The following is an 11,364-nucleotide window of genomic DNA, read 5'->3' on the forward strand; positions in this document are numbered from 1 at the left end:
GAGTCTTCGGGAGATCCGACCGTGACCGAGCCCCTCTCCGAGAACAGCGCGGACGTGATCGTCGTCGGAGCGGGCCCAGCCGGCTCCACGACCGCTTACTACCTCGCCAAGGCCGGACTCGACGTCCTGCTCCTGGAGAAGACCGCCTTCCCCCGCGAGAAGGTCTGCGGCGACGGGCTCACGCCCCGTGCCACGAAGCAGCTCGTCTCGATGGGGATCGACATCTCCGAGGAGGCGGGCTGGCTGCGCAACAAGGGCCTGCGCATCATCGGCGGCGGCGTCCGGCTCCAGCTCGACTGGCCTGAGCTGGCCTCCTACCCGGACTACGGTCTGGTCCGCAAGCGCGACGACTTCGACGAGCAGCTCGCCCGGCAGGCGCAGAAGGCGGGCGCCCGGCTGTACGAGCGCTGCAACGTGGGCGCGCCCATCCGCGACGAGCGCACCGGCCGCATCACCGGCGTGGAGGCGAAGATCGGCGAGGAGAAGACCCCGGCCACCTTCCACGCCCCGCTCGTCGTCGCCGCCGACGGCAACTCCACCCGGCTCTCCCTCGCGATGGGCCTGCACCGTCGCGAGGACCGCCCGATGGGCGTCGCCGTGCGGACGTACTTCACCTCGCCCCGCCACGACGACGACTACCTGGAGTCCTGGCTGGAGCTGTGGGACCGGCGCGGCGCCGAGGACCGGCTGCTGCCCGGCTACGGCTGGATCTTCGGCATGGGCGACGGCACCTCCAACGTGGGCCTCGGCATCCTCAACTCCTCCTCCGCCTTCAAGGAGCTGGACTGGCGCGAGGTCCTCAAGGCGTGGTGCGCCTCGATGCCGGAGGACTGGGGCTACACCCCGGAGAACATGACGATGCCGATCCGGGGCGCGGCGCTCCCGATGGCCTTCAACCGCCAGCCGCACTACACCAAGGGCCTGCTGCTCGTCGGTGACGCGGGCGGCATGGTCAACCCGTTCAACGGCGAGGGCATCGCGTACGCCATGGAGTCTGGCCAGATCGCGGCCGACGTCATCGTCCAGGCCCACGCCCGCGCCACCCCCGCCCAGCGCGAACTGGCCCTGAACAACTACCCGAAGGTGCTCAAGGAGACCTACGGCGGCTACTACACGATGGGCCGCGCCTTCGTGAAGCTGATCGGCAACCCGAAGGTCATGAAGGTCGCCACCCAGCGCGGCCTGACCCACCCGCTGCTGATGAAGTTCACGCTCAAGATGCTGGCCAACCTGACCGACCCGCAGGGCGGCGACGCGATGGACCGCATCATCAACGGACTGTCGAAGGTGGCCCCGAAGGCGTGACGCCGGCGGGAGCCGGGACCGGCACCGCCGGGACCGGCTCCGGGTCCGTGGCGCCTGCCCGCCCCGCCCCCGGGGCGGTGACGCCCTGCTCCGCCTCGATGGCGTCCGGCTCCGGCGCGGCCGGGCGGTTCCGCTCCGCCCACCGCACCGCCGGCCCCATCGCCGCGCCCGCCGTCAGGAACAGCGCTCCGAGCAGCAGCCAGCCGGGGACGCCCCAGGACACGATCAGCGCGGTCAGCAGCAGCGGCCCGAGCATGCGCGCCACCGGCACCCCCGCCCCGAACAGGCCCTGGTACTGCCCCTGCCGCCCCGCCGGGGCCAGGTCGAAGCTGATCTGCCACGCCCCCGCCGACTGCCGCATCTCGCCCCACACCTGGAGCCCGGCGGCGACCAGCAGCACCGCGAACAGCACCCACAGGGGCGCGTCGAGCGCGGTGAGGGCGAAGGCCGCGCAGGAGGCCAGCATCAGGGCCCCGCCGCTGCGCACCGTCCGGACGGCGCTCGGCAGATCGCGTACGACGGAGGCCGTACGGACCTGGAAGAGCATCACGGCCCCCGTGTTGAGCACCAGGAGCGCCGAGACGGCCCAGCCCGGCGCGGCGGTGCGCTCGGCGATCCAGAGCGGGACGGCGAGGCTGATCAGCGGCATCCGCAGCAGCATGACCATGTTGAGCAGGGCGACCAGCGCGTACGGCCGGTCCCGCAGCACGGTCCGGTCCGCGCCCCGCCGGGGCACGGCCGCCGGGCCCCGGGCGGGCTCCGGCAGCCGGGCGAGGAGCAGGGCGCACCCCGCGAAGGCGGCGGCGTCCAGCGCCAGCGCGGTGAGGTAGGCGCCGGCCGTCCCGATGTGCAGGGCCACCCCGCCCACGGCCGCCCCCAGCGCCAGGCCCGCGTTGAGCGCCGACTGGAGATGGGCGAGCACACCGGTCCGGCCGTCCCGGTCGACCAGCCCGGCCAGCAGCGACTGCCGGGCGGCGGCGAGCCCGCACTGCGCGGTCGCGTAGGCGCAGGCCACCAGGAGGAACGAGGGGAACGACCGTACGAGGAGGAAGGCGGCGACGCTGAGCGCCGTGGCGACGGCCAGCGCCACGGCCGTCCGGCGCGGGCCGACGCGGTCGGCGAGCTGTCCGAGCGGTACCCCCGCGATCGCTCCGACGCCCCAGGCGATCGTCAGCCCGACCCCGATCCGTGCGGCCGGGAGACCGACCACCTGCGAGAAGTACAGCGCGGAGCAGACGTAGTAGGCGCCGTCGCCCAGCGAGTTGACCAGCTGCGCGACCGCCAGGCCGCGCGCCGGCCCGGCGGCGGGAATCCATCGTGCGTGCATGACCGTACCGTCCCCGTCCCGGCGCGTGGCATGGGCAGCCACCTGCGCAGGACTCGAATCTAGGGGAGCAAGTGGCCTCGGCGGCGGGCCACTTGACGACGGAATGGCTGGGCCATTTTCGCGTGACGGGATGAGGTGGTGACGGAGGAGCGGGACGACGGGATGAGGTGGTGACGGAAGGGTGGGACGACGGGGCGGAAGCGCGAGGGGGCGTCAGCTGGGGCGCTCCGCCCCAGCGTTGGCGGCCGCTTCGCGTGCCCGCTCGTAGTGGCGGGCCACCCGCGCGCGGTTTCCGCAGGCGGGGGTGCACCACTCCTGCCGCCCGTGGCTGCGGACGAAGTACCGGACGCAGCGCGGCGCGTGGCAGGCCCGCAGCTGTTCGCGCTGGGGGCCGCTCAGGAAGTCGACGGCGTCGCGCGCCAGCAGGGCGATCAGCCGTACGCGCGGGTCGGCCTCGGTCGACGACAGGGTGGCCGTGGGCGTCCCTTCGGCGGGCCAGCGCAGCTGCGGCACCACCGACTCCCGTGCGGAGGCGGCGTTCAGCGCGGCCAGGGCCTCGTCTGCGGGCATCAGGCGGTGGGCGTCGGCCGGGCTGGGCGGGGCCGGGCTGACCACGCGGGCGAACAGGGACCTCACCGCCCGGCGTACGCCCACGAGTTCCCTCCTCCACTCCTCGTCCACGAGGGGCTCCTCGCCCCCGCCGCCCTCTCCGGCGGGGGCCTCCCCGGGGAAGAGGTCTCCGGGCTGTCGGCGGAGCCACCGGGCCGCCCCGTCGACGGTGTCGAGTTCGTCGAGGACGCCGCCGTCGCCGTCGTGACGGATGGTGCTCACCAGTTCCATCACGGGCCGCTGTGCCATGGGTAGCTCCCCTCGCCGCCTCTTGAACGCCTGCGCCTTCCAGCCTAAAGTCCTAACGGAAGAACAGAAATTAACGTTAGGTGAACGGGGGCTGTTCATGCTGCTGGCCCAGATCAGCGATCTGCACCTGGACGGCGGCGAACGCGCGACACGCCGTGCCGTCCGCGTCATGGAGTACCTGCTGGCGCTGCCCCGCCCGGTCGACGCGCTGCTGGTCACCGGGGACATCGCCGACCACGGGGTCGAGGCCGAGTACGAGGAGGCCGTGCGGCTGCTGGACGCCCCGTTCCCCGTACTCACGTGCCCCGGGAACCACGACGCACGCCCTGCCTACCGCACGTCTTTCCTCGGCGAAGCCCCCGGCGCCGCCCCCGTCAACCGGGTGCACCGCGTCGCCGGGTGCGCCGTCCTGATGTGCGACTCCACGATCCCCGGCCGCGACGAGGGACGGCTCGACGCGGAGACGCTGGACTGGATCGACGCCACGCTCACCGCCCTGCCCGCCGACGTCCCCGCGCTGCTCGCCTTCCACCAGCCGCCCGTCGTACTCCACCACCCGCTGCCGGACTCCGCGCGGCTCCAGGAACCCGAGCGGCTCGCCGCGCTGCTCGCCGCCCACCCCCGGGTCGTCGCCGTCCTCACCGGACACGCTCACACGGCCGCCGTCTCGGCCTTCGGCGGTCGCCCCCTGATCGTCGGCCCCGCCGTCACCTGGACCCTGCGCCTGCCCTGGGAGGGTGACCGGCCTGCGGACCGGGCCCAGCCGCCGGGGCTGGCGTTCCACATCCTGGACGAGGACCGACGGCTGACCACCCACTTCCGCGTCGTCCTCTGACGTCCGCGCACGGCGCCCCGGGCCCCGGAACCCCCTCCGCCCCCCTCCGCTCCACGTTAATCTTCAGCCCCCCGGGGGATCGTGTGCGATGATTTGCGCGCCCCCGGTCGTCGGCAGTCCGAGCCGGCCGGCACCCGCCCGGCCCCGCCCCCAGCGGCGGCACCCGGTGCGCACCACATTTCTTGACGCACGCTCACATCGAACGCAGGCCAGCGGGGTACGGAACAAGCCGATACAGCGCTGCTCGACCCCAAGGACAGACAGCCATGACGACCGTCTCCCCGCCCCAGCACCAGGACCTTTTCCTGGAGCCCCGCTTCGCCGTGGACCCCACCGCGACGGACGACGACGAGGACTTCGACGCGCAGTACGACGCGCTGCCCGCCCCCACCACCTCGGCCAAGGAGCCGCAGCGGGCCCACTCCCGCCCCCGCCGCCGCTGACCGGCGGACCGCCGGAGTGCTCCCCTCCGGGCACTCCGGCCGTTCCTGCGGCCTGAGCGGCCACGGAGGCGAAAGCCACTGGAGACCGCCCCCGCGCGCCCGGTAGCCTCCTGTCCCATGAACAGCCCCGAGTCCGACAGACTCCGGCCACCGGTGCGCCGGTGGCCGTGTTCCCGCTGAGCGTCGCCGGCTGACCCCCCAGGTCCCCGGCCCCCTTCGCCACGGTTCCACGCCTCCCGGCCCACCGCGGGTGCGGGCCGTTCCCCTTCCGCGTACGCGCTGATCCACCGCCGTACGCGGGGTTCGTGCCACCGGCCGACCACCGGCACTCCGCCGGCCGGCCACCGGGCACTCCTCCGCGCCGCCCCTTCCGGTCCGGCCCTCGCCGGCGCCCCGGAAGCAGCCCCGCCGGCCCCGTCCGGCGTCGGCGGCGGGCGTCCGCGCGGCCCGTACCCCGCACTCCGGTCTGTCTGTCCACGCGACGGTTCCGTCCAAGGGGTACCCACCCATGCCATTCGCCGTATACGTCCTGGGCCTCGCGGTCTTCGCCCAGGGCACCTCCGAGTTCATGCTGTCCGGGCTGGTCTCGGGCATCGCCGCCGACCTCGGCGTCTCCCTCTCCGCCGCCGGTCTCCTCACCTCCGCCTTCGCCGTCGGAATGGTCGTCGGCGCCCCCCTCATGGCGCTGGCCGGCCGCACCTGGCCGCGCCGCCGCGCCCTGCTGTTCTTCCTCGCGGTGTTCATCGCCGTCCACGTCGTCGGGGCCCTCACCCCGAGCTACGGCATCCTCCTCGCGACGCGCTTCGTCGGCGCCCTCGCCAACGCGGGTTTCTGGGCGGTGGCCCTGACGACCGCCGTCGCCCTGGTCCCGGACCGGCTGAAGGGCCGGGCCACCGCCGTGGTGGTCGGCGGGGTGACGGTCGCCTGCGTGGTGGGCGTCCCGGCCGGTGCGGTGCTGGGGGAGCGGTGGGGGTGGCGGTCCGCCTTCTGGGCCGTCGCGCTCGTCTCCCTGCCCGCCGTCGTCGCGGTGCTGCGCTCCCTTCCGGGCGGCCGGAGTACGGCGGAGAGCGCCGCGCCCGCGCCCGTGCCCGTACGCGACGAACTGCGGGTGCTCACCGGCCCCCGGTTGCGGCCGGTGCTGCTCACGATGGCCCTGGTGCAGGGGGCGACCTTCTGCGCGTTCTCCTACCTGGAGCCGCTGCTGACCCGCGAGACGGGCCTGGGGGCGGGCTGGGTGCCGGTGGCCCTGGCCCTCTTCGGGGCGGGGGCGTTCGCCGGGGTCACGGTGGCGGGCCGGTTCACGGACGCCCACCCGGTCGCGGTCGTCGCCACGGGCATGACCGCGCTCGTCGTCGGCTGGGCGGCGCTCGCCCTGACGGCGGACCGCCCGGTGTTCGCGCTGGCGCTGGTCCCGCTGCTGGGCCTGCTCGCCTTCGGTACGGGCACCGCGCTGATCACCCGGGTCCTGGGGCTTGCCCCCGGTGCGCCGACGCTGGCCGGGGCCTTCTCGACGACGGCGTTCAACCTCGGGGCGACGGTGGGGCCGTGGGCGGGCGGCCTGACGCTGGACGCCGGGCTCGGCTACCGGGGGCCGGTCTGGGTGAGTGCCCTGCTCGTGGCGCTGGCCCTGCCCACGGCCGGAGCGCGGTGGCTGCTGCGGCGGGTGCGGGGGAGCGCGCGGGAGCGTACGCGTGGGCGTGCCGCGGGGCCGTGCGCGTGAACCAACGCGACAACACCGTGGCGCACGCCCTTGACCAGCGGGGATGTACAGCGGAAAGCCCCGTCCACGCGGTCACGGGGGGAGCGCACGGACGGGGCCGCTCATGGGGCCGCGGAGGGGCTGTCAGGACCCCCCGACGACCGGCACGGGGATGTCCGGCCGGTCGAGCCACACCCGCTCGCCGTCCCCGCCCACGGTCAGGCCGAACCGCTCGAACCCCGGCCGCCCCCTCTCGTCCCACCAGAGGCAAGCCGCGACTACCTCGTTCCAGAGATCATGGGGCCGGACCGGTAGGGCCCGAATTCCTCGTGGCCGGGCACGGAATCGGCCGGTGCCCATGACGTGACTTCCGTGTCCCGGAGCCACCGCGTGTAAGAGCCGTCGTCGTACGACTCCGTCCACGGGGAACTGGCCTGCCGTCCTGACGGACACCGCCCCCGGAGGGCGGCGCGGCACGCCGGTCGGTCGGCGCCGGGCTCCCGCCGGTCTCCCGGAGCACGACGGGCCCGCGCTCCCCTCGGGAGGCGCGGGCTCGTGCCGGTCATCGCGGTGGCGCCGTCTCCGCCGCGTCGGGCGGTTTCGGAACCACACCGTCCAACGGGGTCAGCAGCCAGTGCCCGTCCTCCCAGCTCACCGTCTCCAGGACCTTGACGGGACGGTCCTTCGCACCGGCGGTCCCGGTCAGCCGGACCCGCCAGACGTCCGGGAACTCGGAGGAACGGTTCCAGGTGACGTCCCACTCCTGCCCGCCGTACGCCTCGATCCGGGCGCGGGCGTCCTCCTCACCGTGCGGGTGGTCGTCGAGGAGGTCGGCCAGACCGGCCTCGTCCGCCTCGTTGAGGAGGGACACGTACCGTCCGAGGAAACGGTCCTGGTCCGCCAGGTCCGCCTTCTTCTCCTCCCCGCCGCAGGCGGAGAGCAGCAGCGCGCACAGCGCGGTCGCACCCAGTACCCCGATCCTGGACCTCCGCCCCACCGGATCAGGTGCGGAAGGCGTAGTACGTGGCTCCCCGGTTGGACGCGACAATGCTCGCCACCGACTTCCGGTAGGTGTTGCTGGAGTGGTAGGTGAGGTAGGGGACACCGCTCGAACTCCGATAAGTGGTGATCATCGAGTGGTCCTTGGACCCATTGCTGCTGAAGTCCATCTGAAGGATGTCCCCGACGCCCATGTGGTAGACGTTCGACAGGTTGTACGTCCGCTTGCTGTGGAGCGCGAACGAGGCCCAGTGGTTGACGCTCGTCCAGGACCAGGTCTGGTTCGACGAGTTGTACCACCAGTTCTTGTAACTCTTGTACCAACCGGTGTCGTTCTTCCAGCCGCCGGCCCTCAGCGACTGACTGATGAAGTTGGTGCAGTCCCCGCCCACGCCGTTGAACGTGCGGTAGGACGGGTTGTAGTTCTTCCAGTGCTTCTCCGCGTACTTCGCCAGGGCGGTGTAGTTGTAGCCCGCCATGGCGGAGAGCTTGGGCCGGGGCTGGGCCGGCTCGGCGGGCGGCGTCCAGCAGGGTGTGGGGCCGGGACACCACCAGCACCGTACTGGCGACGGCTCGGCCGTGCCTATGGCGAAGTCGTCGTGCGACGCGAGCGGGGATGCGTCATGACGGCCGTGCCCACCACGATGGGTACCGAGACGGCGGGCACGCACCACCACGGGATGCCGGTCCATACCGCCGCCAGGCCCACCGCGAAACAGACCGCGACGATGGTGACGAGCAGCCGCCGGCCGTACGGCTTCCAGACGAAGGGGTCGTGGTCATATGGCCTGACCAGGCGTACCGCGCCGAAGACGAAGAGTTGCGCCGCGACGAGCGCGGCGATCACGCCGGCAGCGGCGTTCATCTGGACCTCGTCGCGGGGCGCCTCGGAGGTGTTCTGCCCTACGCCGTCCTGGCTGAGCACCACAATGTCGCGCCGCCAGAGAGTGGCCGTGACCTGGTCGCCGCTCTTGAGCCGCTCCAGGAGTGGCCCCGGATCGCCGAAGGACACCGTTCCCCTCCATGAGTCCTGGTCCGTCAGGGTCGCCTCGTAGGAGGACGACTTCCCACCGGACTTGTTCACCGTCTTCTCCACGGTGAGGCGCCAGGTTTTCAGGCAGTCCGTCTGCTCCTTCTCGATGGCGCGGACGGAGCACGGCTCGGCCGCCCGGTACTCCTGGTAGCGGCTCTGATCAGACGGCAACCACCAGCTGAACACCACGGAGGAGGCTGCCGCCGATGTCAGCGACAACAGGATCAGCAGCACGCCCATGAACCACACCCGGCCCGGCGGCCGCCGGGCGGCACCGTTCCCGTCCGGCACCTCGCGCGTGTTGCGCCCCGTCACTCCTGCGCGTTCTGTCATCGCCCACCTCCTGCGCCCCATCGTGCGGCAGCCCGGAAGCGGCGAACAACGGGGTCGGACGGCAACGGACGAGAGATGGCGGCTGCCGTATCCCGGCAAAACCGAGCGCTACGAGACGTAGTTGGAGGTCGGCGTACGGGCTTCTCGTCGCCTCGCGCCTCGACACGTACAGGGCTGGGCCGCACCGACGCGCGCCGGACCACCGCTACCGGCACCCGTCAGTGATCAAGCCGCCGACCGCGCGCCGACCGCGCGACACCTCACCATGCGGGCTCACCGGTCCCAAGGCGGCACACGGCGGAGGCCGCCGCCCCCGAGCGGGGGAGCGGCGGCCTCGGCCGTGCACCGGAGCGCCCGTGGGCGCTTGTGAATCAGAGAACGCGGACCGCGCCGGTCGGCCGGTCGTAGTCCATGGAGCGCTGCACCGTGCCGGTGCCGGAGTTCTGCGCGCCGACGAACTGGCCGTCGCCCACGTAGATCGCGACGTGGTAAGCGCTGCCCGCACCGCCCCAGTACAGGATGTCGCCGGGCTGGAGGTTGTCCAGGGAGACCTGGGTGCCGTAGGTCGACTGCGCCTGGGAGACGCGCGGCAGGTCGATGCCCGCCGTGCGGTAGGCGGCCTGGACCAGACCCGAGCAGTCCCACGCGTTCGGGCCGGTGCCGCCGGAGACGTACGCGTCGCCGACCTGGGCCTTGGCGAACGCCACGATGGAGGCGGCGGAACCGCTCACGTTCAAGGAGGACGACGGGGCGGAGGCGGACGCGGAGCTGCCCGACGAGGAGGAGCCCGAACCACCGGTGGAGGCGCTGAGCGTGGTGCGCTCGGCGGTCCGGGAAGCGCGCTCGGCGCGCTCCTTGGCCTCCGCCTCGGCGCGGGCCTTCGCGGCGGCTTCGGCCTTCTTCTCGGCCTCGTCCTTGCGGACGGCCTCGGCGTGGGCCTTCTTGGCCGCCTTCGCGGCCTTCTCGGCCGCGGCGTCCTGGTCCGCCTGCTTCTCCATGTCGAGGGCGAGCTGCTGCGTGGCCTGGGCGGAGGCGGCAGCGGCGGCGGAGAAACCGGACGCGATGGTGGGCATCTCGATCGTCTGGGTCACCGGCTCGGCCTGGGCCGGACCGGCGGCACCCGCGACCGCGATGGTGCTGAGGAAGCCACCGGCAACTCCGGCTCGCAGAGCCGACTTCGAGGCGCGCTGGCGGGGCTTCCGGTGGCTGGGTATGTGAGCGGTGTGGGACATGAGTACTAGCGCTATCAGGGCTGTAGGGCTCCCATCAAGAAACGTGTGTTGCGACACAGTTACGTTCGGAATCCTTGAATCCGCTTTCTGCACGGCTTTATTGACGCCGTAACGGGCAAATCGGGCAGGCGCGATCAGGGCGGTGATCACCGTCTTTCGGTAATACGCCCGAATTGCCCCTCGCTTACCACCCGTTCGCACCGATGGCCAAGCCCGCTTTTCTGTGAAGCGGCTGAGTGTGGCGCAGGTCACGGCGCGGGTCGGTCGGTCCGGGCAACCCGCGCGGGCGTGGTCCGCGTCCCGGCCCCGGCGGGCCGGTCGGCGGAGGCGGCCCGCCGGGGACGGTCGGCCGGCGTCGGCCCAACCGTCCGCGAGGCGCGCGACCTGACCGCCCGTGAACCGCACCCCCCGGCCGTCCGTGAACCGCTCGTCCCGACGTTCGCGCCGTGCCGCCCCGCCCTCCTCCGGCGGGTCCGTCGGGCGGCCGCGAGGCGGCGACCCGGAACTTCGTGAATGCGGGCACATGTCCCCATCGGTCCTCGGCGCCCCTCGTCCGGGTGAGCGCGAGAGTCGAGTGGACCCCTTATCACCCCGGGGGCGTCCATCGCCAATTTGCTTGTAGAGGCCGTCCATTGATAGCGCAACACCCCTTTGACCAGCGGTAACACCGTCGAATGTCACCTCTCGTGATCACTCGGCCGCTTCGCGTACGAAGATCACCGCTCATACGACTTCATGATCCTTCGTCAGGTGGTGGAGATCACAAAGTCGTTACCGCACCCCGTGTCGCAGATCACAGGGGGCCAGGCATAGGATGCGGGGCAGTCGGGCTTGTGAACTGCCTCACATGTGCACGATCTTGGTGAGGTGGCGAGCCGGTCGCCCGATGCGGTCCACAGGTCAAGGACGACTGGAAGGAGCGAGGAGCGTGAATGCCTACGCGCCCATCCTCGTGCTCGGCGCCCTCGGGGCAGGGTTTGCGATCTTCTCCGTGGTCATGGCCACGCTTATCGGCCCCAAGCGGTACAACCGGGCAAAGCTCGAAGCGTACGAGTGCGGCATCGAACCCACCCCGACTCCGGCCGGAGGCGGCCGCTTTCCGATCAAGTACTACCTGACGGCGATGCTTTTCATCGTCTTCGACATCGAGATCGTCTTCCTCTATCCCTGGGCGGTCTCGTTCGACGCCCTGGGGATCTTCGGGCTCGTGGAGATGCTGCTCTTCGTGCTCACCGTCTTCGTCGCCTACGCGTACGTATGGCGTCGCGGCGGCCTGGAATGGGACTGAGGGGCTGAGGGG

Annotated in this window: 11 protein-coding genes; 5 read left to right on the forward strand and 6 right to left on the reverse strand. The window is 72.2% G+C overall.

Annotated features, from left to right (window positions below; genetic code table 11):
- Positions 1 to 21: 21 nt before the first annotated feature.
- Positions 22 to 1,305 (forward strand): geranylgeranyl reductase family protein, encoded by a 1,284-nt coding sequence (locus ACH4K1_RS01250; protein WP_398085249.1) that lies wholly within the window; start codon positions 22 to 24, stop codon positions 1,303 to 1,305.
- Here ACH4K1_RS01250 and ACH4K1_RS01255 read toward each other — a convergent pair.
- Positions 1,271 to 2,632, reverse strand: coding sequence for an MFS transporter (locus tag ACH4K1_RS01255; RefSeq protein WP_398085252.1), 1,362 nt, complete (start codon positions 2,630 to 2,632; stop codon positions 1,271 to 1,273). The two genes, ACH4K1_RS01250 and ACH4K1_RS01255, sit on opposite strands and share 35 nt — an antisense overlap.
- A 213-nt stretch (positions 2,633 to 2,845) precedes the next feature.
- Positions 2,846 to 3,490, reverse strand: coding sequence for a CGNR zinc finger domain-containing protein (locus tag ACH4K1_RS01260; protein WP_398085255.1), 645 nt, complete (start codon positions 3,488 to 3,490; stop codon positions 2,846 to 2,848).
- A gap of 97 nt (positions 3,491 to 3,587) precedes the next feature.
- On the opposite strand from ACH4K1_RS01260, the gene ACH4K1_RS01265 reads away from it, so the two are divergent.
- The 3 genes from ACH4K1_RS01265 to ACH4K1_RS01275 all read left to right on the forward strand — a co-directional run bounded on the left by ACH4K1_RS01265 (position 3,588) and on the right by ACH4K1_RS01275 (position 6,488).
- Positions 3,588 to 4,325: a metallophosphoesterase gene (locus ACH4K1_RS01265; protein ID WP_398085257.1), complete on the forward strand. Its 738-nt coding sequence runs from the start codon at positions 3,588 to 3,590 to the stop codon at positions 4,323 to 4,325.
- Between the two features lie 266 nt (positions 4,326 to 4,591).
- Positions 4,592 to 4,768 carry a hypothetical protein gene (locus tag ACH4K1_RS01270; protein WP_398085259.1) on the forward strand — a complete coding sequence of 59 codons (177 nt, stop codon included), beginning with the start codon at positions 4,592 to 4,594 and terminating at the stop codon, positions 4,766 to 4,768.
- A gap of 508 nt (positions 4,769 to 5,276) precedes the next feature.
- Positions 5,277 to 6,488: a Cmx/CmrA family chloramphenicol efflux MFS transporter gene (locus ACH4K1_RS01275; protein ID WP_398085261.1), complete on the forward strand. Its 1,212-nt coding sequence runs from the start codon at positions 5,277 to 5,279 to the stop codon at positions 6,486 to 6,488.
- A 541-nt stretch (positions 6,489 to 7,029) separates the two neighbouring features.
- Here the strand turns inward: ACH4K1_RS01275 and ACH4K1_RS01280 are convergent.
- From ACH4K1_RS01280 to ACH4K1_RS01295, 4 genes are all read right to left on the reverse strand, one after another.
- The gene (locus tag ACH4K1_RS01280; protein ID WP_398085264.1) at positions 7,030 to 7,464 is read right to left on the reverse strand and encodes a hypothetical protein; all 435 of its coding nucleotides are present in this window, start codon (positions 7,462 to 7,464) and stop codon (positions 7,030 to 7,032) included.
- 4 nt (positions 7,465 to 7,468) lie between these two features.
- Entirely contained in the window at positions 7,469 to 7,945 is a 477-nt protein-coding gene (locus ACH4K1_RS01285; protein ID WP_398085265.1) for an amidase domain-containing protein, read from the reverse strand.
- 104 nt (positions 7,946 to 8,049) lie between these two features.
- Positions 8,050 to 8,832 (reverse strand): hypothetical protein, encoded by a 783-nt coding sequence (locus ACH4K1_RS01290; RefSeq protein WP_398085268.1) that lies wholly within the window; start codon positions 8,830 to 8,832, stop codon positions 8,050 to 8,052.
- A 371-nt stretch (positions 8,833 to 9,203) separates the two neighbouring features.
- A complete protein-coding gene (locus tag ACH4K1_RS01295) occupies positions 9,204 to 10,064 on the reverse strand; it encodes a C40 family peptidase (RefSeq protein ID WP_398085270.1) in 861 nt (286 codons plus the stop codon).
- A 928-nt stretch (positions 10,065 to 10,992) separates the two neighbouring features.
- Between ACH4K1_RS01295 and ACH4K1_RS01300 the strand changes: the two genes are divergently transcribed.
- The gene (locus ACH4K1_RS01300) at positions 10,993 to 11,352 is read left to right on the forward strand and encodes an NADH-quinone oxidoreductase subunit A (protein WP_003967084.1); all 360 of its coding nucleotides are present in this window, start codon (positions 10,993 to 10,995) and stop codon (positions 11,350 to 11,352) included.
- The last annotated feature ends 12 nt before the right edge of the window (positions 11,353 to 11,364 follow it).

The sequence above is a fragment of the Streptomyces sp. NPDC017448 genome, assembly GCF_044330565.1.
Taxonomy (GTDB): Bacteria; Actinomycetota; Actinomycetes; order Streptomycetales; family Streptomycetaceae; genus Streptomyces.